Genomic DNA, 22,873 nt, shown 5'->3' on the forward strand with positions numbered 1-22,873 from the left:
CAGGCATGAGAAGCATCAACTGCCGCCCGGCATCAACAGACCCAACGACAAGACGGGAAACCATGGGAGACCTGGCCATAGATTTCTGCGGCGAGTGGTACGAACCGACCGATGAGGACATCTTCAGCATCGGCCGCGAAGGCGACCTCGAGGTGGACGACAACCCGTACCTGCACCGGCGCTTCCTCCAGATTGCCAGGTACGACGGCATCTGGTGGCTCAGCAACGTGGGCAGCCGGCTCTCCGCCACGGTGGCCGACGGATCCGGCGGCATGCAGGCCTGGCTCTCACCCGGCGCCCGGCTGCCGCTCGTCTTCAGCCACACCAGCGTCATCTTCACGGCCGGACCCACCACCTACGAATTCGCCGTCCACCTGAAAACGCCGTCGTTCCGGCAGGAGACCAGCAGCGAAGCCAGCAGCGGGGACACCACCATCGGCCCGGTGGTCTTCACGGACTCCCAGAAAGCACTCATCGTGGCGCTCGCCGAGCCCATGCTCCGGCGCGAAGGCACCGGATTCAGCGCCATTCCGTCGTCGGCAGAGGCGGCCCGGACCCTGGGCTGGGCCATCACACGGTTCAACCGGAAGCTGGACAACGTGTGTGACAAACTGGACCGGGCCGGCGTGGCCGGCCTTCGCGGAGGCGGCGGCAAGCTGGCCACCAACCGCCGTGCACGCCTCGTGGAGCACGCGGTCACCTCGCACCTGGTCACCGCCGACGACCTCCACCTCCTGGAAAAGATGCGCGGGGACGGCGAAGCATGAGGATCCGACTGACCCTGCGCCGGGACCCTGCGGAGGCCAAGGACCTGGCCGTCACCGTGGACGGCCGCGCCACCGTCGCGGACATCGCCACCGAGCTGTGGACCGCCGACCCCGCCCGGCGGCAGGAGACCGCACCGCCGAACCTCTCACTCCGGATCGACGAGGCATTCGTGGCCGGTGGCATGCGCGGCATCGTCCTCGACCGGGCGGACAACCTCCTCGAATCCGGGCTGCGGCCCGGGTCCGTCGTCTCGCTCACCCAGGTGAGCGACCAGTTCGGCAACCCGAACGACGCCGGCCCGGCCGCGGACCGCGGCCCCGCCGCGGCGACGCTCCGGATCGTCTCCGGGCCCGACGTCGGCCGGGAGTTTTCGCTGCCTTCCGGCACCAGCTACATCGGACGGGACCGGAACGTGGACGTCCGGCTCACCGACCCCCTGACGTCGAAGCGGCACGCCCGCATCACCGTGGGGGAGAGCATCGAGATCGTCGACACAAACTCCGCCAACGGCCTCCAGATGGACGGGCTGCCGGTCACCCGGGCCACCCTGAATTCCTCCGACACCGTCACGCTGGGCGACACCGGGCTGACCGTGGTGCCGCTGGCGCGCAGCGGTGCGGCAGCTCCTACGTCGCCCCTGGTGGACTTCAACCGTTCCCCGCGCGTGGTTCCCCGGTTCAACCCTTCAAAGCGGGTGCCGCCCGCGGGGCCAAAACGGCAGGACCACCACCCCTTCCCGTACATCATGCTGATCGCGCCGCTGATGATGGGCGCGGTGCTGTTCGCTGTGACCCAAAGCCTGCTGTCCATGCTGTTCATGCTGATGATGCCGCTGTTCATCGTGGGCCACTATGTGGACCAGAAGCTGCAAAACAAGCGCGAACGCAAGGAGCAGCTGAAGCAGTTCAGGGAGGCCATGGCAGCCTTCCGGCAGGACACCACCGAGCTGCAGCGCGTGGAGCGGGCCGTCCGGCTCCAGGAAGCGCCGTCCGTCAGTGACACCGTTGACTCCATCTACAAGCTTGGCCCCCTGCTCTGGACCCACCGGCCGGAACACTCCGGGTTCCTGGCACTCCGGTTCGGGCTCGGCACGGTGCCGTCCCGGATCCCGTTCGAGGAACCCAACACTTCGGAAACCGAGACGGAGTACCGGCGCGAGATCGAGGACTGCCTGGACCAGTTCCGGCACATCGAGGGCGTGCCGGTGGTCTCCCAGTTGCGGTCCGCCGGCTCGTTCGGCCTCGCCGGGCCGCGCGGACTCGTCGATGACGTGGCACGGGGAGTGGTGCTCCAGCTCGTGGGCCTGCATTCGCCCGCGGAAGTAGCCGTGGCCGCCATCACCTCGGCACGGTCCAGGGAACGCTGGAACTGGCTGCAGTGGCTGCCGCACGTCGGCTCGAGCCACAGTCCGCTCGGCGGCGACCACCTTGCTGCCGGTTCGGCAGGCGGCACCAGCCTGCTCGCCCGGATCGAGGACCTCGTGGAAGTCCGGGAAGCCACCACGCGTTCGCAGGGCCCAGCGCAGGGTCCGGCGCAGCGGCCCGGCATCGTCGAAGAAACCGCGGACGTTCCGCCGCCGGTGCTGCCCTCGGTGCTGGTCATCGTCGAGGATGACGCGCCGGTGGACCGCGGCCGGCTGACCCGGCTCGTGGAGCGCGGACCCGATGCAGGTGTCCACGTGCTGTGGGTGGCTGCCGGCGTCGCATCCCTTCCGGCGGCCTGCCGCGACTTCATGGCGGTGGACGGCGAGCACGGCACCACCACCGGCCAGGTCCGGCTGGGACGCCACACCTACCCGGTGAGCTGCGAAAGCCTCGACGCCGAACTCGCCGGCCAGCTGGCCCGCATGCTCTCGCCCGTGGTCGACGCCGGCAAGCCCGTGGAGGACGACTCGAACCTGCCGCGGGCCGTGTCCTATGCGGCGCTGGTGGGCAAGGACTTCCTCGACAACCCGCAGGCCGTGGCCGAACGCTGGCAGGAGAACAACTCCGTCCGTTCCACCGCCGTTGCCAACCGCAAGGACAACGGATCGCTGCGTGCCCTCGTGGGGTCCAAGGGCGTGGAGCCCCTGCACCTGGACCTCAAAAACGAGGGCCCGCACGCGCTGGTGGGCGGCACCACCGGCGCCGGAAAGTCCGAGTTCCTGCAGTCCTGGGTGATGGGCATGGCCACTGCCTACAGCCCGGACCGTGTCAGCTTCCTGTTCGTGGACTACAAGGGCGGCGCCGCGTTTGCCGACTGCGTCCGCCTTCCGCACACCGTGGGCCTGGTCACCGACCTCTCGCCGCACCTGGTGCGCCGCGCCCTCACGTCGCTGCGGGCCGAGCTCCACTACCGGGAACACCTGCTCAACAGGAAAAAGGCCAAGGACCTGCTCGCGCTGCAGCGCGAGGCCGACCCCGAGACCCCGCCCTACCTGGTCATCGTGGTGGATGAATTCGCTGCCCTGGCCACCGAGGTGCCCGAGTTCGTGGACGGCGTGGTTGACGTTGCCGCCCGCGGCCGGTCCCTGGGGCTGCACCTGATTCTCGCCACCCAGCGGCCCGCCGGCGTCATCAAGGAAAGCCTGCGTGCCAACACCAACCTTCGGGTGGCGTTGCGCATGGCCGATGAGGACGACGCCACGGACATCCTTGGCGTTCCGGACGCCGCCTACTTCGACCCCTCCATTCCCGGGCGCGGCGCGGCGAAAACCGGCCCGGGCCGCATCCAGGGTTTCCAGACCGGGTACGCCGGCGGCTGGACCACCGAACGCCCGCAGCGCCCGCAGATCGACATCGTGGAGATGGCCTTCGGATCGGGTCCCGCGTGGGAGACACCGGCCCCCGACACCGCCGGGCAGGATGAACCCGCCGGGCCGAACGACATCGCCAGGATGACCGCCAACGTCATCGCCGCCGCGGACCTGCTGGCCATCGAGCCGCCGCGGAAGCCGTGGCTGAACCAGCTGGCAACGACGTACGACTTCTCCCTGCTGCCCAACCCGCGCACGGATGAACGGCTCCTGCTGGGAGTTGCGGACGACCCCGCCCACCAGGACCAGCCCACTGTCTTCTACGAGCCGGACAAAGACGGCAACATGGCTATCTACGGCACGGGCGGCTCGGGCAAGTCCGCGGCGCTGCGGGGGATCGCCATCGCGGCCGCCGTCACGCCCCGCGGCGGTCCCGTCCACGTTTACGGGATCGACTGCGGCTCCGCCGGGCTGAAAATGCTCGAGGAGCTCCCGCACGTGGGCGGGATCATCGACGGCGACGATGTGGAGCGCGTGGGCAGGCTGCTGCGCTGGATCCGCGACCTCGCCGAGGACCGGGCGAGGCGTTTCGCCGAGGTGCGCGCCTCCACGATCGGGGAGTACCGCACGCTCGCCGGCATGCCGGATGAAAAGCGCATCTTCGTGCTGGTCGACGGCATGTCGGCCTTCCGAGAGGCCTACGAATACAGCAAGCTCTCCGGCCTCTGGGACATCTTCCTGCAGCTGGCGACTGACGGCCGTCCCCTGGGTATCCACCTCGTCGTCACCGGCGACCGCCCCAACTCGGTCCCGGCGTCGTTGCTCGCCTCCATCCAGCGGCGGCTGGTGCTCCGGCTGTCCGCCGAGGACGACTACCTGACCATGGACGTGCCGAAGGACGTCCTCGGCCAGGCCTCGCCTCCCGGCCGCGGGCTGCTTGGCGGCCATGAGGTGCAGCTCGCCGTCCTGGGCGGCAACTCCAACCTGGCCCTGCAGGCGCGTGAAGTGCACAAACTCAGCGAGGCCATGCTCCGCCAGGGCGTGGAAAGGGCTCCGCGGATTGAGCGGCTGCCCGAGCAGATCGACCTGGACATCCTGCCTGCCGGGGTGCCGGACCTTCCCGTCATCGGTGTGGACGATGAAACACTGCAGCCCGCCACGCTCATGGCCAAGGGCCCGCTGCTGCTCGCCGGCCCGCCCGGCGCCGGCCGCACCGTGGCCCTGGTGACCATGGCGTACGCGCTGCGCCGGTCCAACCCCGGCACCGAACTGGTTTACCTTGCCGCCAGGAAGTCCGCCGTGGCCTCCCTTCCGGTCTGGGACCGCTCGCTGGTGGGGGCCGACGACGTCGAAGAGGCGGTGGAAGCGCTCACGGACCACGCCTCGGCCAACCCGGGCAGGGTGGCCATATTCATCGAGGGACTCACGGAGTTCACGGACACCCTGGCCGAGTCCGGCATCGAAAGGCTCGTGGCGGCGTCCATCAAGGCCGACCAGTGGGTGGTAGGGGAATCCGAAACCTCCACCTGGTCATCGGCGTGGTCGCTGGCGCAACCGTTCAAGTCGGGCAGGCGGGGACTGCTGATCAATCCGGGCGATATCGACGGCGACAGCCTCCTCAATACCTCACTGGGACAGGTCGGCACCGACTTCATTCCGGGACGCGGCTACATCGTTGGCAGGGGCAAGGTGCGCAAGCTCCAGATCGCGCTGCCGCCGGAAAACCGGCAGTAGTCAATTTGGCGCGCCGCGCGGGACTGTAGGAAGATACCCGGGACAAAACTCGGCGCGGGGAGTCCTGCGCGGCTGCAAAGGTACTTCCATGATTCGAATCACTCGTCTGCGCGGCGCGCTGCTGCCCGGAATTACCGCCGCCATGCTGGCATTGACGGTGGTGGCCGGCGCGGCCGGCGCGGCCCGGGCAGCCTGCCTGCCGGAGCAACAGTGCTCTGAATCGCCGGTACCGGTCGCCCCGCCGTCGTCCGGTTCACCGACTCCGACGACGGCGGCTCCCGTCCCGACGCCCGCTCCGGCGCCGCCGCCGGCGCAAAGGGCGCCGGCACCTGCTCCGGCACCGGTACCTGCACCTGCCCCTGTGCAGCCAAAGGCGCCGGGCGTTGCCCCGGCACCGGCCCGGCCTGCCCCCGTGCCTACCCTCACACCCTTAACCGCCCCAACATTCACTGGCGGAGTGGCGGCCGACCCTGTTCAGGTGGCAACACCCGCGGCCGTTCCGGTCACCTCTGCCTCCTCCAGCCCGGACCCGTCGTCGTCCGCGACCATGACCGAGTCCAGCTGGACCAAACCGATCGCCACACCGGCAGCCAGCCAGGCCGCCGCGGTCGTGTCCGTGGAAAAGAGTTCCGGCATCGGCATCTTCGGCCTGTTCGCCATCATGGGAGGCGTCCTCCTGGTTGGCCTGGGCGGACTGGCCTTCGCCCTGTGGAGCCGGAACCGCCCCGGTCACTGGTAGGCAGCCCGCCGCCTCGGCAAAATGTCCGGGCTGTAAGGCAAGATAGGTCTGTGAGCACATCATCAGGCCCCACAGACACTGCAGCCACCGGAACTGACCAGCTTGAGCCGGAAGCCATTCCCTCCGGGTCAGTACGGGATGAGTACGAGAACCTGGCGGACCTCGTCCGGAAGTACCGCTTCGCGTACTACCAGGAGGACGAGCCGCTCGTCTCCGACGCCGAGTTCGATTCTCTCTTTCGCCGGCTGGAAGAACTCGAGGCGCTGCACCCGGAGCTCGTTTCCAATGACTCGCCCACCCAGGAGGTTGGCGGGGAAGTGTCAGCGGCCTTTGCCGCCGTCGAACATCTCCAGCGGATGTACAGCCTGGAGGATGTGTTCTCCATCGGGGAACTCGAGGCATGGGTTGCGAAGGCCGAGGCCAGCGTGGCCAAGCTCGGCAACGGCAGCGCCGGCCCCACCTGGCTCACCGAACTCAAGATCGACGGCCTGGCGGTCAACCTGCTCTACCGTGACGGCAAACTCGTCCGCGCGGCCACCCGCGGGGACGGCTACACGGGCGAGGACATCACTCACAACGTGCTGACCATCAAGGAAATCCCGCAGCAGCTGAGCGGCGGAAACTTCCCGGCCGAAATGGAGGTCCGCGGCGAAGTCTTCATTCCGTCCCAGGCCTTCGCCGAATTCAACGAGGCACTGATCGAGGCCGGCAAGGCGCCGCTGGCCAACCCGCGCAACGCCGCGGCCGGCTCGCTGCGCCAGAAGGACCCGGCGGAAACCGCCAAGCGCCCGCTGCGCATGTACGTCCACGGCATCGGCGCCCGTGAAGGACTGGCAACGGTGAGCCAGTCGGACACCTACCGCCAGCTTGCCGAGTGGGGCCTGCCCACCAGCCCGTACTTCGAGCTCCTCGGGAGCCTCAAGGAAGTCCTCGACTTCATCAAGCGCTACGGCGACAAGCGGCACAGCCTCACCCACGAAATCGACGGCATCGTGGTCAAGGTGGACGACTTCGCCACCCAGCGCGCCCTCGGGTATACGTCCCGCGTACCGCGCTGGGCTGTGGCCTACAAGTATCCGCCGGAGGAAGTCCACACCAAGCTGCTGGACATCGCCGTGAACGTGGGCCGCACCGGACGGGTCACCCCCTTCGGCATCATGGAACCCGTCAAGGTGGCCGGTTCCACCGTGGGAATGGCCACGCTGCACAACCAGGATGTGGTCAAGGCCAAGGGCGTGAAAATCGGCGACATCGTGGTGCTGCGCAAGGCCGGGGACGTCATCCCGGAGATTGTGGGGCCGGTCCTTGCCCTCCGCGACCAGCAGGATCCGCCGGTCCGGGACTTCGTTATGCCCACAGATTGCCCTTCCTGCGGCACGCCGCTGGCCCCCGGGAAGGAAGGGGACGTGGATATCCGCTGCCCCAACTCGCGTTCCTGCCCGGCACAGCTGCGAGAACGTGTGTTCCATGTGGCCAGCCGTGGTGCCTTCGACATTGAGGCGCTTGGCTGGGAAGCTGCCATCGCCCTGACCCAGCCGGCCGAGCCGGAAACCCCACCTCTGACCAGCGAGGCCACCCTGTTCCGGCTGACGCGCGAGGACCTCGCCGGGGTCCGCATCCGGCGCGAGAAGCGGTCCAAAGGCGTGGGCACGGGTGAGTTCGAGCTGGTCCCCTACTTCTTCAGCAAGGGCACGGCCAAGTCGCCGTCGAAGCCGACCGCCACCACCGAAAAGCTCTTCGCCGAACTGGAGAAAGCCAAAACCCAGCCGCTGTGGCGTGTGCTGGTTGCGCTGTCCATCCGGCACGTCGGGCCTCGGGCATCGAGGGCGCTCGCCACGGCGTTCGGCTCGATGGATGCCATCCGGCAGGCCTCGGAAGAGGACCTGGCCCACGTTGACGGCGTGGGCCCGGTCATCGCCGCGGCGCTGAAGGAATGGTTCGCCGAGGACTGGCACCGCGAAATCGTTGACACCTGGGCGGCCGACGGCGTGCGGATGGAGGACGAGCAGGACGAATCCGTTCCCCGGACCCTGGAAGGGCTGACCATCGTGGTCACCGGAAGCCTCGAAGGCTTCAGCCGCGACGAAGCCAAGGAGGCCATTCTCATCCGGGGCGGCAAGGCAGCGGGTTCCGTCTCAAAGAACACCAGCTACGTCGTGGCGGGGGAGAACGCCGGAACCAAGCTGGACAAGGCCGAGCAGCTCGGCCTGCCGGTGCTGGACGAGGACGGGTTCCGGGAATTGCTGGCCAACGGGCCGGCGCCTGCCGGGGAAAATAGTGAAACGGAGGCGGACGACCCCGAGGCAACCGCCAATCCGCGCGACCAGGAGGATTCCGAATGACGCAAGACCTGACCGGCTCCCAGGACCTGAACGGGCTGCTCGCAGTAGCCAAGGCGGCTGCGGCCGCCGGTGCCGGTGTTCTCGCCGAACGCAGCCACGGAGCCCTGGACTCAGGGACGGTGACCAACAAGGGCGAAGCCGGCGACTGGGTCACCGCCTTCGACGTGGCCGCGGAGGAAGCCGTCCGCACTGCCATCCGCAGCGCGCGTCCCGGCGATGCGATCACCGGCGAGGAACACGGGACAACCCGTCCGGAGGAACCGACCGGGCTTCGGTGGTCCATTGACCCGCTCGACGGCACCACCAACTTCATCCGCAATATCGTCTACTACGCCACCTCGGTGGCCGTTGCCGATTCCGACGGCGTGTGGCTGGCCGGCGTCGTCCACGCCCCCGCGCTGGGGCGCGTGTACTACGCCTCAAAGGGACAGGGCGCGTGGCTGGAGCAGGACGGGAAGCGGGTCCAGCTCACCGGTCCCGTTCCCGGCCGCACCGGCCAGATCCTGTCTACCGGCTTCAGCTATGACCCTGAGGTGCGCGCGGAGCAGTTTGCGGCGCTGGGGAGCTTCGTGGACGGCTTTGCGGACGTACGGCGGCTCGGCTCGGCGGCCCTGGATCTCTGCATGGTCGCCGACGGCACTGTCGATGCCTTCGGCGAGCGGGGACTGAATGAGCATGACTTCGCCGCCGGCGCGCTTGTGGCCGAGGAAGCCGGATGCTGGGTCCGGCGTCCCCGGCTCGCCAGCCCGCTCGACGGCGGACCCTCCGCCGAGGAACGTCTGTCCGCGTGGACCTGCGCGGGCACACTTGAGATGTCCGGCAAGTTCCCGCTGTAGCCGGGTGGCCCGAGCCCTGGCCGCTTACGGCCGGGGCCTGGTTCACATGCGCGGCGGAGTCAGGTTGTAGCGCGCAATGATGTCCGGCAGCCAGGGCGCCTCGGCGAAGCGCAGGCCGAAGTGGGCCGCGAGTTTCTCGATTGTCTCGGGGTCCGGAAGCCCGGCTTCGATGTGGTTGGCAAGCCCCCAGAAGAAGTGCTCAAATCCGGCCGGGCTGATCACCTCTATCATCCGGGCAGGCACCTTGCCCGCGTTCCACATGGTGTGAAGTTCATTCCGTGGCTTCGTGATGTACCCGCCGGCACCCAGGACCGCCTCGCGGTCACCGGACCGGAATCCTATTTCGCCCTCGATGACGATCGAGTATTCGTCTTCGCGGGTGTGGATGTGCGGAGGCACCAGTGCGCCGACCGGGAACGGGTGCTCCACGATCGAGAGCTTTTGGTCTGTGTGCTCTCCGAAGAGCTTGAACACGACCCCGATGCCGCCAAGCGATGCCTCGCGTCCCTCGCCGGGCTGCACGACGGTAAGTCGCGGAGCCCCTTCCTCGTTCATGGCTCTTCCCTTCAATCGGTGAACTCTGCGGTGCACGCATTATCGTCCCGCCAACCCCGCCGGTCCATACCGAAAACACGGCAGGGATCAACCGGCTGCATCAGCGGACGGGACGGTTATGCGCCTGACGCTCCCGCTGCGGCGAGTGCGCCGGAGTAACGGTTCAGCGGCCGGGCCAGTCCGTAGTGCTCGCGCAGCGTGTTCCCCGTGTATTCGTTGCGGAAGAGGCCCCTGGCCCGGAGTACCGGAACCACGTGGTCCACGAACGCCTCCAGCCCTGACGGAAGCACTGCGGGCATGATGTTGAAGCCGTCCGCAGCGCCGTTACGGAACCACAGCTCAATGGCATCTGCCACCTGTTCCGGCGTCCCTGTGAAGGTCCGGTGCCCCCGTCCGCCGCCAAGCCGGGCGATGAGCTGCCTGACGGTGAGGTTCTCCCGGCGGGCCAGCTGGACGATCAGCGTGTACCGGCTCTTCGCACCCTCGATCTCGTCCTCGTTGGGGAGATCCGCCGGGAGCTGCCGGTCCAGGGCAAGGTCGGCGGGATCCACCCGCAGCGTCTTGGCCAGCTGGGCCCTTGCATACTCCGGCTTGATGAGGTCCTCGAGTTGCTGGTCCAGCTTCCGGGCCTCGCTTTCGGTGGACCCGATCACCGGCACGATGCCCGGGAGAATCTTGATCCCCTCGGGATCCCGCCCCGCGGCGGCAGCCCGGCCTTTCAGATCCGAGTAGAAGGCCTGCGCGTCCCCGAGGGTCTGCTGGGCGGTGAACACCGCCTCGGCGTACCTGGCCGCCAGGTCCTTGCCATCGTCGGACGAGCCCGCCTGAACCAGCAGCGGATAGCCCTGCGGGGAGCGCGGAACGTTCAGCGGCCCCTGCACGCTGAAGTGCTTGCCGGCATGGTTGATGGGCCTGACACGGTGAGGATCGGCCCAGACCCCGGACTCCTTGTCCGCGATCACGGCGTCGTCGTCCCAGCTGTCCCACAGCTTGCCGGCAACATCGAGGAACTCCGCCGCCCGCTCGTATCGCGCTGCGTGGGACGGCTGGTCATCGATGCCGAAGTTGCGGGCAGCATCAGGGCCCGCCGTCGTCACCACATTCCAGCCGGCCCGGCCGCCGCTGACCACGTCGACGGAGGCGAAACGCCGCGCCAGGTTATAGGGATCGTTGTACGTTGTGGAGGCCGTGGCGATCAGGCCGATCTTCTCGGTCACGGCAGCCAGGGCGGTCAGGAGCACTGTGGGCTCCAGCCGTCCGGCGGGCCGCCGGCCTACATCCCCGAAGATCACGGGGGAGTCCGCGAAGAACACGGAATCAAATCTTCCGCGTTCGGCGATCGTGGCGAGGTTCTGGAAGTGGCGGACATCGGTTCCTGCCACGGGATCACTTTCCGGCAGCCGCCAGGATGCCTCATGGTGTCCGGTGCTCATGAGGAAAGCGTTCAGGTGGAGCGTGCGTCCGGGGGTGCTCATGGTTCGGTCCTTTTCGAAGGTGTCTGGGCGTGGGCTTCGGGGGCGGCCTTTAGGCGGCTTTCATGCAGTGGCGAGGGCCCGGTGGCGGTCCACGCCCAGGGCTCCCAGCAGGCTTGCGTGCAGGGTGGCGAACCCGGCGTCGTCCGGGGCCCGGTTGGTCCCGGAGATGACCTCCCGTTCCAGCGCCACCTTGCCGTGGTCCAGCACAACGATGCGGTCCGCCAGGGCAATCGCCTCATCCACGTCGTGGGTGACCAGCAGCACCGCAGGCTGGTGGGCGGCCACAAGGTGGGCGAGCAGGCTGTGCATCTTGAGTCGGGTCAGGGCATCCAGCGCCCCGAAAGGTTCGTCCGCCAGCAGCAGTTCGGGATCGCGGACCAGGGATCTGGCCAGTGCAACACGCTGCTGCTCACCGCCGGAAAGCTGATGCGGCCAGGCCCGTTCGCGTCCGGCCAGTCCCACTTCGGCGAGCGCACGGCGGCCGCGTTCCCCGGCGTCGTGATCCTGCAGGCCCAGCGTGACGTTACCCAGCACGGAGTCCCAGGGGAGCAGCCTGGAGTCCTGGAAGACGACTGAGACTTTGGCGGGAACGGTGACCGTTCCGCTTCCGCTGACCTCGTGGTCCAGCCCCGCCAGTGCGCGGAGCAGGGTGCTTTTGCCGCAGCCGCTCGGACCCAGCAGCGCCACAAACTCACCGGGGGCGATGTCCAGGTCCACGCCGTTCAGGACGCCCTTGGGTCCGTAGCCGCGGATCAGGCCGCGCACGCTGACCGTCGTGGTGGGGGCCTTGGCGGCCGGGGTCAGCCGGCCATCGTTCGTTGCCATGACAGTGCCTTTCGTTGCAGGAGTTGGACGGCGCCGTCGGAGAGGAGTCCGAGGATCCCATAGACGGCCAGGCCGAGGACGATGATGTTGGTTTGGCCGTAGGTGCGGGCGAGCTCCATCATGTAGCCAATGCCGCTGGTTGAGTTGATCTGTTCGACGACGACGAGGGAGACCCAGGCGCCAGTGACCGCGAACCGGAGGCCGAGGAAGAATCCAGGAAGGGCACCCGGCAGCACCACCTTTTTGATGAACGCCAGGCGGCTCAGGCGCACTGTCTGTGCCAGCTCCACATACTTGGTTTCGATGCTGCGGAGTCCGGCATGGGTCTGCAGGTAGATGGGAACGAATACGCCGAGCGTGATGGTGAGGACCTTCATCGTCTCGTCGATCCCGAACCACAGGACAAGCAGGGGCAGGAGCGCCAGAGACGGAATGGCCCTCTTGATCTGTACCGGCCCGTCCACCAGGGCCTCGCCGATTCTGCTCAGCCCGGCAGTCAGGGCAAGGACGACGCCGAGGACAATGCCGAAGAACAGCCCCAGGGCCGCACGATGGGCAGAGATTCCCAGGTGCTCCTGCAGTTTTCCGGAGGCCAGCTGCTCACTGGCGGTGGCGACGACGGTCCAGGGCTCGGAGAGGATGCGCGGGTCAAGCAGGCCCGTGCCGGAGGCGAGGCACCAGGCGGCCAGAAGCAGCGCGGGGCCCGCGAGGGCGGCGAACCGGCGCCGGGGTCCCGGGCCCAGCCGCCTGGTCAGCGGGCGCCGGTCGGCTGTCCCGGGAGGCGTGCCTCCGGTGCCCCGTTGGCTGTTGCCGGGTTCGCCGTACGCCAGTTTCCGCACCAGCACCGCGGCGGTCATGGCCGGGCTCCGGTGGCCGGGGCGGATGGTGCGGGGGAGGTGGCCGCATCTGCGAAGGAGGTGCCGCCGATCGATTCAAACCTCGTGTCGTACAGGCTGTGGGCGTCAAACTGCGGCTTTTGCTGTTCCCGTGCCAGCAGATCGATGGTCTGCTGGTGACGCGCGATGGCGTCTGTCCACGAGGTGGGGATGTCTTTCCGTCCGGCGGCCTTGATGAGGTAGTCGCCGTCCTCCGTGCTCAGGTTCTGGTTGCGGACGTAGTACCCGTCGCGCCATTCCTTCGGATGGTCCTGGATCCAGCGCTGTGCGGCGCCCCAGCGCTGTACGTATTCACGAAGGGCGGCGGCCTTGGCCGGGTCCTGCAGTACCTGTACCGGCGCGTACAGATGTCCGGGATTGTCCCGGAGCCCGTGCCTGATGGTGCTGGCACCTTCACCGCCGTACTTGGCCAGGTAGCGCTTGATGTTGACCCCGCCCAGAGGTGCGGCGTCCACCTGCTTTGCCGCCAGCGCGGTGGGATAGACGTCCCCGGTGCTGGGCAGCTCCACGAGCTTGACGTCGCTCTGCTTGAGCCCCGCCTTTTCCAGGATCCGCAGGACCAGCGCGCCCTGCGCCTGGCCCGGGCTGTAGGCGATCTTCTTTCCCCGGAGGTCGGCCAGGCTGCTGATGCCCGCATGCGGGGCTATGCCGAGTTCGTAGACGGGGAAGCGGACCGCATCCGCCCGGTACTGGCTGGCGACGATCTTCACCTCCAGGCCCGTCCATGTGGCGTGGATCGGCGGGATGTCCGCTACCGAGCCGACGTCGAGCGCCTTGGCGCGGAACGCCTCGGTGGTCTGCGGGCCGCCGGACAGATTGGCGAACTTGACGGGGAACGTGAAGTTATCGATCTCGCCGGACAACTCCAGCGCAACCTGCGTGGTCGGATCACCCACGACCAGTTCGGTGCCGGCCGGGACCTCGGACGCCAGCGGGGCCTTCAGCGCGCCAGAGTCTGCCTCCCCGGCTGCAGTGGCCTGGACGCTGCACGCGGTGAGCGCGGCAATGGCGGGAAGGGCAACCGACCAGGCCAGCAGCTGGCGGCGGGTGTGACGCTTCGTTCGGTCCGGGTGCGGCGGCATGGGGGATCCTCCTTGGTTGGCGGTGCGGGTGGACACCACTAAACACGCCCCTGATGGGTGCCGCCACTGCGCGGGTCGTACGCCGAAACCCCCGGAAATGCGCCGGAAATCCGGCGCAAAGAAGCCGCAACGTCGGGTTATCCGGAGCCTTCCGGAGCCCCGCTGCGTAACACCGGGTGGCCGCTCCGGCAGCGGTTCCGGACCGTCGCCGGACCGTGATAGTTCAGTCACGGAAACAGCTGTTTCGCACCGCGCATCAGTCCCTCGGCACTACCATTGACGGGTGCAGCCGCAGATCACCGTCCGTCCCGCCGTCCCCGCCGACTTTGCGGCCATCGCCCGCATCACCCGGGACGCCTACCTGGCGGCCGGCTACTTCGAGAGCGCGGACCATCCGTACATGAAGCAGATCCAGGACGTGGCCACCCGCGCGGAGCGGGCCACCATCTGGGTGGCAGAGCGGGCCGGCACCATCGTCGGCTCGGTGACGCTGGCGCTGGCCGGTGAGAAGTATGCCGACATCGCGCTGAACGACGAGCTTGAGTTCCGCATGCTGGTGGTGGATCCGGCCGTACAGCGCAGTGGCGCCGGCCTGGCCATGGTCGAAGCGATCATTGCGCACGCCAGATCGCTGAACGGGATCCGTGCCGTGGCCCTGACCACCGGCGGGACCTGGGAGAGCGCCCACGGTCTCTACCGGAAAACAGGCTTCCGGCGGGTGCCCGAGCGCGACTGGTATGTGCCCGGCACCGACATAAAGCTGCTGGTTTTCAGGCTCGACGTCCAGCCCGCCTAGAGTGGAGCCGACTTAGAACTCCCTAGTGAAAGGCGCAGCATGCGCAAGACGTTTGGCACCGGCTCGGTCTGGGAACAGAAACTCGGCTACTCCCGCGCGGTCCAGGTGGACAACACGCTGTACATCTCGGCCACCTCGGCCAGCGGCGAGAACGGCATCGTCGGCAGCGACTTCTACGAGCAGACCCGGTTCATCCTGCAGAAGCTGGAGACCGTCCTGGCCGACGCCGGATTCGCGCTCGCCGACGTCGTGCAGTCCAAGCTGTACCTGACGGACATCAGCAAGTGGGAGGACGCAGGCCGTGCGCACGGCGAGGTCTTCGGCGAGATCCGCCCCACGCTGTCACTGGTCCACGTGCTGCCGTTCCTGGACCCGGAGATGCTCGTCGAGATCGAGCTCGTCGCGCAGAAAAGCGCCAGCTAACCCGGGCTAAGAGGCCGGGAGGCCGTAGCGGTGTTCGGGCCGCCCGGTGGTGCCGTAGCGGAGCTGGATCTCGACGGCGCCGTCGTCCGCCAGTGAGGAGAGGTACCGCTGGGCGGTGGCACGGGACACGCCTACCCTCCGCGCGACGTCGGCCGCCGAGTACTGCTCGCCGGGAATCAGAGACTCCAGCACCGCCGCCTCCGTCGCCGACCGCGGCTTGGCCGACGGCGAGACGTCACCCGGAATGAGCGCCCGCTTCGCCCGCTCCACGGTGTCCTGGTCCAGGGCACCCGGCTGGCCAAGGATCCGCCGGTACCGGGCGTAGGACCGCAGCTGCTGGGACAAGGACTCGGCCGTGAACGGCTTGAGCAGGTACCCGAGGGCGCCCCGCCGGAAGGCCGTCCGCAGCGACGCGGCGTCCGATGCCGCACTGAGAATCATCGTGTCCACGTCCAGCTGATGCAGGAGATCCAGGCCCGAGGCATCCGGCAGGTACACGTCCAGCAGCACCAGGTCCGGACGCAGGCTGTGGATGGACTGCAGTGCCAGCGACGCCGAACCCGCCGGCGGCAGCGCCAGGAACCCGGCCACGGAATCCACATAGGCGGCGTGGAGCTTGGCGACGTGGAAGTCGTCGTCCACGATCAGCACCCTGAAATCCTCAGACATCCTCGTCCTTCCGTCCGCTATCCATCAGTCTTTGCGTGCCGTGGTGGTTCCGGGCAGCGTGGCCATGAAGACGGCGCCGGGTCCACCAACGTTCCCCGGTTCCAGCACGGTAACGTCGCCGCCGCGCCGCCGCGCCAGTTGCCGTGCGAGAGCCAGGCCCAGGCCCTGGCCGCCCGCGGGCCGGACCTGTCCCTGGAGAACCCCGCCGGCCGCCGTCGTAAACCCTTCGGCGAAAACCGCTTCCGGATCGCCGCCGTCCGGCAGCCCGTTGCCGGAGTCGGCGACGACGACGTGCAGCGTCCCGCCGTCGGCTCCCGGTTCGTCCAGCAGCTCAAGCTCTACCCAGCGCTCGGCAGCCGTGCCGGCCACCGCGGCGTTGACCGCGTTGTCGATCAGGTTTCCGAGCACCGTGGTGACGTCCTGCGGCTCCGATACCTGGCCCCGCACCAACGTTTCCGGCCCGATCCGCAACGATACCCCCCGCTCGTCGGCCTCGACGCCCTTGGCGCCGATGAATGCCTGCAGGTACGGGTCCTGCAACAGTTCGGCCTGGTCCACGGGGAACTTCAGCGGGCCCGTGGCGGCGAGCCGCTCAAGGTATTCCCGCGCCTGCTGGTGCTGGCCGATACTCATGAAACCGGCGATCGTGTGCAGCTGGTTGGCGAACTCATGCCGCTGGGCGCGCAGGGCCGTGGACATGGTTCCCACCGCGTCGAGCTGCCGGGTCAGGTGCTGGAGTTCGGTGCGGTCACGGAGCATGACCACCCAGCCCAGGTCCTCGCGGCGGTGCAGCGCCTTCCGGGCGCTGGCCACCAGGACCTGTTCGCCCGCTACCAGCTCCGCTGCCTCGCCCTCCCGGGCATCGGGCAGGGTCAGGGCTTTGAGCCGGGCTGGCACCGGGGCGTCCTGCCAGAGCTGGCCGGCGAGGTCGGGCTGGCCGAGGAGGCGCTGGGCGGCGGCGTTGAACACACTGATCCGGCCGTCGGCGGAGATGCCCACGACACCTTCATCCACACCCTCCAGGACCGCCACCTGGTCATGCACCAGGGCGCCGATTTCCTCCGGTTCCAGGCCGAGCGTGAGCCGCTGCAGCCGGCGCCGGAGCAGGAATGAGGCCAGGATCCCCGCCACCAGCGAGCCGGCGGCGGTCAGCACGATCGGCACGATGTCCCGGGCCAGGCTCTGCCCGATGGACTCGGTGGAATAGCCGACGCTGACCTCGCCCACCACGGTCCGGGAACCCAAACCGGAATCGGAACCCGAACCCGTGCCGGGGGCAAAGACGGGGACCTTCGCCCCGGCCGACGGACCCAGCGTGCCGGTGTTGCGGGTGGTCACCTCGCGGCCGGCGAGCGCCTCGGACGGGTCCGTGCTTACCCGCTCACCCAGCCGGTCGGCGTCGGGATGGGCCAGCCGCAGGCCAGTTTCGTCGGTAATCACCACGAACAAGGCACCGGTGCGGGTCCGGGCGCCCTCCGCCACTGCCATGAGTGGCCCGGTCTTCAGCTCTGCGGGCGGGGGAGTACCGGCCTGCCGGCTGATGGCCTGCACGTTGGCACGGACCGAAGGGTCCGAGGCCACAGTCCGGGCCAGCGTCAGTGCCTGGTTTTCCGCCTCACGGCCCAGCCGTTCAAATGTGAGCCACGCGTGCACCGCGCCACTGAGCAGCACAACGAGGAGAACCACGCCCAGCTGCAGCAGCAGGGTCTGGGTGGAGAACCTGAGCGGAAGCCTGCCGGCGGGGCTCATCATGGCACTCCTTCGTGGGTCGAGCGGGTTCGTGGGTCAAGCGGGCTGCCGGGTGTTTGGGGCTGGCAGCGGTGTTTGTCGCGGCGCGGAGGGCGTTTGAGCAAAATGCGCAAAATGCTCCCAATAAGCAGTATGCCAATCAATTGAGCCAAAGGCACTGCCGTGACCGGGGCCACTCTAACGTCTGTAGTACGCATCACACCGGGGTGGTGCCGTTCACGTAGAAGGAGCCGGCTGTGCTGGTATTACTTGGATTCGCCATGATCGCGGTTTTCATGGTGCTGATCATGACGAAGAAGTTGACGCCAGTGCTGGCGCTGATCATCGTCCCCACCGTTTTCGGTCTTTTCGCGGGTGCCGGCCTCGGCATCGGCGACATGGTCATGGACTCGATGAAGTCCATGACCTCCACCGCGGCGCTGCTGATGTTCGCCATCATCTACTTCGGCCTGATGATCGACGTCGGGCTGTTCGATCCGCTGGTCCGGTTCATTCTGCGCAAGCTCGGCAATGATCCCGCCAAGGTGGTCCTGGGCACCGCGCTGCTGGCCGCTGCCGTGTCCCTCGACGGCGACGGCTCCACCACCTTCATCCTCACCACCGCCGCCATGTTGCCGATCTACCTCCGGCTGAAGATGAGCCCCGTGGTCCTCACCTGCGTGGCCGGCCTGGCCAACGGCACCATGAACATCGTTCCCTGGGGCGGCCCCACGGCCCGCGCCGCCAGCGCCCTGAAGATCGATGTCAACGAAGTCTTTGTTCCGATGATCCCGTCGCTGATCGCCGGCCTCGCCGTCGTCCTGGTCTTCGCCTGGGTCCTCGGCCTGCAGGAACGCAACCGCCTCCGCGCCACGCAGCCGGAGATGTGGGGAACGCCGGAGACGGCTGAAGCGTTCGACGGCGGTACCCCCGCCGGCGGCGGCCGCACCGGCCGCGGTGGTTCGGGCGGTTCCGGTCGAGGGTCTGCACCTGTTCCCGCAACGGGAGGCCCCGCCGTCGGCGGTTCCCCTGAAGGCTCTTCGGTCGCCGTCCTGGAACGGACTGAGATCCTGGTCGACGACAGCGACACGGCCATGGCGGACACCGCGCTGGACCCCAACCGCAAGACCCTGCGCCCCAAGCTGCAGTGGTTCAACCTGGCCCTCACCGTCGCCGTCATGGGCATGCTCATCGCCGACCTCGTGCCCCTGCCGTACGTCTTCATGGTGGGCTCGGCCATCGCCCTGCTGGTGAACTTCCCGCACGTCAAGGACCAGGGCGCGCAGCTCGTGGCCCACGCACCGTCGATCGTCGCCGTCGTCAGCATGGTCATGGCAGCTGCAGTCCTCACCGGTGTCCTGACCGGCACCGGCATGGTTGAGGCGATGTCCGCCTGGCTGGTCCAGATCATCCCGTCCAGCATGGGCCCGCTCATGGCAGTCATCACCGGCGTGCTCAGCATCCCCATGACGTTCTTCATGAGCAACGACGCCTTCTACTTCGGCGTGCTGCCGGTCCTGAGCGAGACCGCCGCCCACTACGGCATCAGCGCAGCCGAGATGGCCCGTGCCTCCATCACCGGCCAGCCGTTCCACATGCAGAGCCCGCTGGTTCCCGCCATCCTGCTCCTGGTCTCGCTGGCCAAGGTAGACCTGGGCGACCACCACAAGAAGGTCCTCTGGAGGAGCGCAGTCGTCGCCCTCGTCATGCTCGGAGTAGGGATCCTGACCGGAGCAATCGGCATCCACTGATCCGTCAGTTGCCGCGGCCCTGCCGCGGCCGACAGTGCCCGTCCGGCACCCGCTGCAGGGTGCCAGGCGGGCACTGTCGTTTGCCACGTAGACTAAGGGGAAACCAACTACATTGCAGGGGAGATCCATGGCTGCGATCAACCGTGACGACGTCGCGCACCTAGCGCGGCTCGCGCACATTGAGATGAGTGCTGAAGAGCTGGACAGGATGGCCGGCGAACTTGCCGTCATCGTAGACGCGGTGAAGTCCGTGAGCGAGGCCGCAGGTGACGGCGTTCCGGCCACTTCGCACCCGATTCCGCTGAGCAACGTGTTCCGCGAGGACGAGGTGGGCCACACCTTCACCGCCGAGCAGGCACTCTCCGGCGCTCCGGACTCGGACGCAGACCGCTTCAAGGTCCCGGCAATCCTGGATGAGGACTAGAACATGACTGAAACCAACAGCACGGAACTCATCCGTCTTTCCGCGGCCCAGCTGGCCGCGAAGCTCGCCGCCGGTGAGGTCACCGCCGTCGAGGTCACCCAGGCGCACCTGGACCGCATCGCCGCCGTCGACGGGGGAGAGCGCGGCGTCAACGCGTTCCTGCACGTCAACACCGAGGAGGCGCTCGCCGTCGCGGCCGAGGTGGACGCCATCCGCGCGGCAGGCGGGCAGGCCGCCGAGGAACTGCACGAGCTCGCCGGCGTTCCGATCGCCGTCAAGGACCTCATCGTCACCATCGGCCAGCCCACCACGGCCGGTTCCAGGATCCTCGAAGGCTGGCACAGCCCGTACGACGCCACGGTCGTCAAGAAGCTGCGCGCCGCCAAGATGCCGATCCTGGGCAAGACCAACCTGGACGAGTTCGCCATGGGCTCCTCCACCGAGCACTCGGCCTTCGGACCCACCCGCAACCCCTGGGACCTGGACCGCATCCCCGGCGGTTCCGGCGGCGGGTCCGCAGCCGCCGTCGCCGCCTTCGAAGCACCCCTGGCCCTGGGCACGGACACCGGCGGATCCATCCGCCAGCCCGGCGCCGTCACCGGCACCGTGGGCGTCAAGCCCACCTACGGCGGCGTCTCCCGCTACGGTGCCATCGCCATGGCGTCCTCGCTGGACCAGATCGGGCCCGTTTCGCGCACCGTCCTGGACTCGGCGCTGCTGCAGCAGGTCATCGGCGGCCACGACCCGCACGACTCCACCTCCCTGCCGGACCCGCTGGGCGACCTCGTGGCCGCTGCGCGCCTCGGCAACGTGGACGGCATGAAGATCGGCATCATCAAGGAGCTCCACGGCGAGGGCTACCAGGCCGGCGTCGAAAACCGCTTCAACGAAGCCCTTGAGCTGCTCAAAGACGCGGGTGCGGAGATCGTTGAGGTGTCCTGCCCCAACTTCCAGTACGCACTGGGTGCCTACTACCTGATCATGCCGTCCGAGGCCTCCTCCAACCTGGCCAAGTTCGACGGCGTCCGCTACGGCCTGCGCGTGCTCCCCGAGGACCCGCCGATGACCATCGAGCGCGTCATGGGCGCCACCCGCGCCGCAGGGTTCGGTGACGAGGTCAAGCGCCGCATCATCCTGGGCACATACGCGCTGTCCGCCGGCTACTACGACGCCTACTACGGCTCCGCGCAGAAGGTCCGCACGCTCATCCAGCGTGACTTCGAGGCTGCCTTCGCCAAGGCCGACGTCCTGATTTCCCCCACAGCGCCCACCACGGCGTTCAAGCTGGGCGAGAAGCTCGATGACCCGCTGGCGATGTACCTCAACGACGTCGCCACCATCCCCGCCAACATGGCCGGGGTCCCCGGGCTGTCGCTGCCCGGCGGCCTGGCTGACGAGGACGGACTGCCTGTCGGCATCCAGCTGCTGGCTCCGGCCCGCGAGGATGCCCGCCTCTACCGGGTGGGCGCTGTCCTGGAATCCCTGTTGGAGGCGAAGTGGGGCGGTCCGCTGCTGGACAAGGCCCCGGCGCTGGTTGAGCTTGTCGGAACCCAGGAGGCAAAATAATGAGCGCTGACGCGATTCTGAGCTTCGAAGAAGCCATGGAGAAGTACGACCCCGTCCTGGGGTTCGAGGTCCACGTTGAACTCAACACCAAGACCAAGATGTTCTCCTCCGCGCCCAACGTGTTCGGCGACGAGCCCAACACCAACGTCAACGAGGTGGACCTGGGCATGCCCGGCGTCCTGCCGGTGGTGAACAAGACCGCGGTGGAGTCCTCCATCAAGATCGGCCTCGCGCTGAACTGCAAGATCGCCGAATCCTGCCGCTTCGCCCGGAAGAACTACTTCTACCCGGACACCCCGAAGAACTTCCAGACGTCCCAGTACGACGAGCCGATCGCGTATGACGGCTACCTGGACATCGAACTCGAGGACGGCACCGTGTTCCGGGTCGAGATCGAGCGCGCGCACATGGAGGAGGACGCCGGCAAGCTCACCCACCTCGGCGGCTCGGCCGGACGCATCCAGGGCGCGGAATACTCGCTCGTGGACTACAACCGCGCCGGCGTTCCGCTCGTGGAGATCGTCACCAAGCCGATCGAGGGTGCCGGTTCCCGCGCCCCCGAGCTGGCCAAGGCCTACGTGGCGGCAGTGCGTGAAATCGTCAAGAACCTCGGCGTCTCGGACGCCAAGATGGAGCGCGGCAACGTCCGCTGCGACGCCAACGTTTCGCTGCGCCCGCACGGCCGCGAACGCTTCGGCATCCGCTCCGAGACGAAGAACGTGAACTCGCTGCGCGCCGTCGAACATGCCGTCCGCTACGAGATCCAGCGCCACGCCGCCGTCCTGGACTCCGGTGAGCCGGTGATCCAGGAAACCCGCCACTGGCACGAGGACACGCGCACGACGACGTCGGGCCGGGCCAAGTCCGACGCCGACGACTACCGCTACTTCCCGGAGCCGGACCTGGTTCCCGTGGTTCCCTCCCGGGAGTGGGTGGAGGAGCTCCGCGCGACCCTGCCCGAGCCGCCGGCCGAGCGCCGCAAGCGGCTGAAGCAGGACTGGGGCTACTCGGACCTGGAGTTCCGCGACGTCGTCAACGCCGGCGTGCTGGACGAGATCGAGGAAACCATCGCCGCCGGCGCCACGGCATCCGTGGCCCGCAAGTGGTGGATGGGCGAGATCGTGGGCCGCGCCAAGAACGCCGACGTCGACCCCGGCCAGCTGGGCATCGAACCGGCCACCATCGTGGAGCTGAGCCGCATGGTGGAAGCGGGAAAGATCAACAACAAGATGGCGTCCGCGGTGCTGGACGGCGTGCTCGCCGGCGAAGGCACCCCGGCCGAGGTCGTCGAGAAGCGCGGCCTCGCCGTGGTATCGGACGACGGCCCGCTCCTGGAAGCCATCGACGCAGCCCTCGCCGCGCAGCCCGACGTCGCGGACAAGATCCGCGCCGGCAAGCTTCAGGCCATCGGTGCCATCGTCGGCGGCGTCATGAAGGCCACCCGCGGCCAGGCCGACGCCGGCCGCGTCAAGGAGCTGATCCTGGAGAAGCTGGGCGTCAACGCCTAGCGGTTTGCAACCCAACTGGGTC

18 protein-coding genes are annotated in these 22,873 nt (G+C 68.1%); 11 read left to right on the forward strand and 7 right to left on the reverse strand.

Going from position 1 to position 22,873, the window contains the following annotated elements; translation table 11 throughout:
- Positions 1–62 precede the first annotated feature (62 nt).
- From ARGLB_RS10435 to ARGLB_RS10455, 5 genes are all read left to right on the forward strand, one after another.
- Positions 63–767 carry a hypothetical protein gene (locus ARGLB_RS10435; RefSeq protein WP_003802002.1) on the forward strand — a complete coding sequence of 235 codons (705 nt, stop codon included), beginning with the start codon at positions 63–65 and terminating at the stop codon, positions 765–767.
- Complete coding sequence (locus ARGLB_RS10440; RefSeq protein ID WP_003802005.1) at positions 764–5,236, forward strand: type VII secretion EssC family protein; 4,473 nt, start codon at positions 764–766, stop codon at positions 5,234–5,236. The genes ARGLB_RS10435 and ARGLB_RS10440 overlap by 4 nt, the downstream gene beginning before the upstream one ends.
- Before the next feature lie 88 nt (positions 5,237–5,324).
- Entirely contained in the window at positions 5,325–5,975 is a 651-nt protein-coding gene (locus ARGLB_RS23235; RefSeq protein ID WP_139023312.1) for a hypothetical protein, read from the forward strand.
- A gap of 50 nt (positions 5,976–6,025) precedes the next feature.
- On the forward strand, positions 6,026–8,317 hold the full coding sequence (gene ligA / locus ARGLB_RS10450) for an NAD-dependent DNA ligase LigA (protein WP_003802009.1): 2,292 nt from the start codon (positions 6,026–6,028) through the stop codon (positions 8,315–8,317).
- Positions 8,314–9,153, forward strand: coding sequence for an inositol monophosphatase family protein (locus tag ARGLB_RS10455; RefSeq protein WP_003802011.1), 840 nt, complete (start codon positions 8,314–8,316; stop codon positions 9,151–9,153). The genes ligA and ARGLB_RS10455 overlap by 4 nt, the downstream gene beginning before the upstream one ends.
- 42 nt (positions 9,154–9,195) lie before the next feature.
- Here the strand turns inward: ARGLB_RS10455 and ARGLB_RS10460 are convergent, their stop codons facing one another.
- From ARGLB_RS10460 to ARGLB_RS10480, 5 genes are all read right to left on the reverse strand, one after another.
- Complete coding sequence (locus ARGLB_RS10460; RefSeq protein WP_003802013.1) at positions 9,196–9,708, reverse strand: cupin domain-containing protein; 513 nt, start codon at positions 9,706–9,708, stop codon at positions 9,196–9,198.
- A 116-nt stretch (positions 9,709–9,824) separates the two neighbouring features.
- The gene (locus ARGLB_RS10465; protein ID WP_003802014.1) at positions 9,825–11,183 is read right to left on the reverse strand and encodes an LLM class flavin-dependent oxidoreductase; all 1,359 of its coding nucleotides are present in this window, start codon (positions 11,181–11,183) and stop codon (positions 9,825–9,827) included.
- Between the two features lie 60 nt (positions 11,184–11,243).
- Positions 11,244–12,008, reverse strand: coding sequence for an ABC transporter ATP-binding protein (locus ARGLB_RS10470; protein ID WP_003802017.1), 765 nt, complete (start codon positions 12,006–12,008; stop codon positions 11,244–11,246).
- Positions 11,984–12,865, reverse strand: coding sequence for an ABC transporter permease (locus ARGLB_RS10475; RefSeq protein WP_003802019.1), 882 nt, complete (start codon positions 12,863–12,865; stop codon positions 11,984–11,986). Before ARGLB_RS10475 ends, ARGLB_RS10470 begins: the two co-directional genes overlap by 25 nt.
- Positions 12,862–13,986, reverse strand: a complete 1,125-nt coding sequence (locus ARGLB_RS10480) for an ABC transporter substrate-binding protein (RefSeq protein ID WP_003802021.1) — start codon at positions 13,984–13,986, stop codon at positions 12,862–12,864. Before ARGLB_RS10480 ends, ARGLB_RS10475 begins: the two co-directional genes overlap by 4 nt.
- 283 nt (positions 13,987–14,269) lie before the next feature.
- On the opposite strand from ARGLB_RS10480, the gene ARGLB_RS10485 reads away from it, so the two are divergent.
- Positions 14,270–14,782 carry a GNAT family N-acetyltransferase gene (locus tag ARGLB_RS10485; RefSeq protein WP_003802024.1) on the forward strand — a complete coding sequence of 171 codons (513 nt, stop codon included), beginning with the start codon at positions 14,270–14,272 and terminating at the stop codon, positions 14,780–14,782.
- A gap of 39 nt (positions 14,783–14,821) precedes the next feature.
- On the forward strand, positions 14,822–15,205 hold the full coding sequence (locus tag ARGLB_RS10490) for a RidA family protein (RefSeq protein WP_003802026.1): 384 nt from the start codon (positions 14,822–14,824) through the stop codon (positions 15,203–15,205).
- Positions 15,206–15,211: 6 nt separating this feature from the next.
- Here the strand turns inward: ARGLB_RS10490 and ARGLB_RS10495 are convergent, their stop codons facing one another.
- Positions 15,212–15,874 carry a response regulator gene (locus ARGLB_RS10495; protein WP_003802029.1) on the reverse strand — a complete coding sequence of 221 codons (663 nt, stop codon included), beginning with the start codon at positions 15,872–15,874 and terminating at the stop codon, positions 15,212–15,214.
- A 24-nt stretch (positions 15,875–15,898) separates the two neighbouring features.
- Positions 15,899–17,626, reverse strand: a complete 1,728-nt coding sequence (locus ARGLB_RS10500) for a sensor histidine kinase (protein ID WP_003802030.1) — start codon at positions 17,624–17,626, stop codon at positions 15,899–15,901.
- 233 nt (positions 17,627–17,859) lie between these two features.
- Between ARGLB_RS10500 and ARGLB_RS10505 the strand changes: the two genes are divergently transcribed.
- The 4 genes from ARGLB_RS10505 to gatB all read left to right on the forward strand — a co-directional run bounded on the left by ARGLB_RS10505 (position 17,860) and on the right by gatB (position 22,851).
- Positions 17,860–19,353 carry a CitMHS family transporter gene (locus ARGLB_RS10505; protein WP_003802032.1) on the forward strand — a complete coding sequence of 498 codons (1,494 nt, stop codon included), beginning with the start codon at positions 17,860–17,862 and terminating at the stop codon, positions 19,351–19,353.
- A gap of 127 nt (positions 19,354–19,480) precedes the next feature.
- A complete protein-coding gene (gene gatC, locus ARGLB_RS10510; RefSeq protein ID WP_003802035.1) occupies positions 19,481–19,777 on the forward strand; it encodes an Asp-tRNA(Asn)/Glu-tRNA(Gln) amidotransferase subunit GatC in 297 nt (98 codons plus the stop codon).
- 3 nt (positions 19,778–19,780) lie between these two features.
- Positions 19,781–21,343 (forward strand): Asp-tRNA(Asn)/Glu-tRNA(Gln) amidotransferase subunit GatA, encoded by a 1,563-nt coding sequence (gatA, locus tag ARGLB_RS10515; protein WP_003802036.1) that lies wholly within the window; start codon positions 19,781–19,783, stop codon positions 21,341–21,343.
- Positions 21,343–22,851: an Asp-tRNA(Asn)/Glu-tRNA(Gln) amidotransferase subunit GatB gene (gatB, locus tag ARGLB_RS10520; protein ID WP_003802038.1), complete on the forward strand. Its 1,509-nt coding sequence runs from the start codon at positions 21,343–21,345 to the stop codon at positions 22,849–22,851. Before gatA ends, gatB begins: the two co-directional genes overlap by 1 nt.
- Positions 22,852–22,873 lie beyond the last annotated feature (22 nt).

The organism is Arthrobacter globiformis NBRC 12137, assembly GCF_000238915.1.
Classification (GTDB): domain Bacteria; phylum Actinomycetota; class Actinomycetes; order Actinomycetales; family Micrococcaceae; genus Arthrobacter; species Arthrobacter globiformis.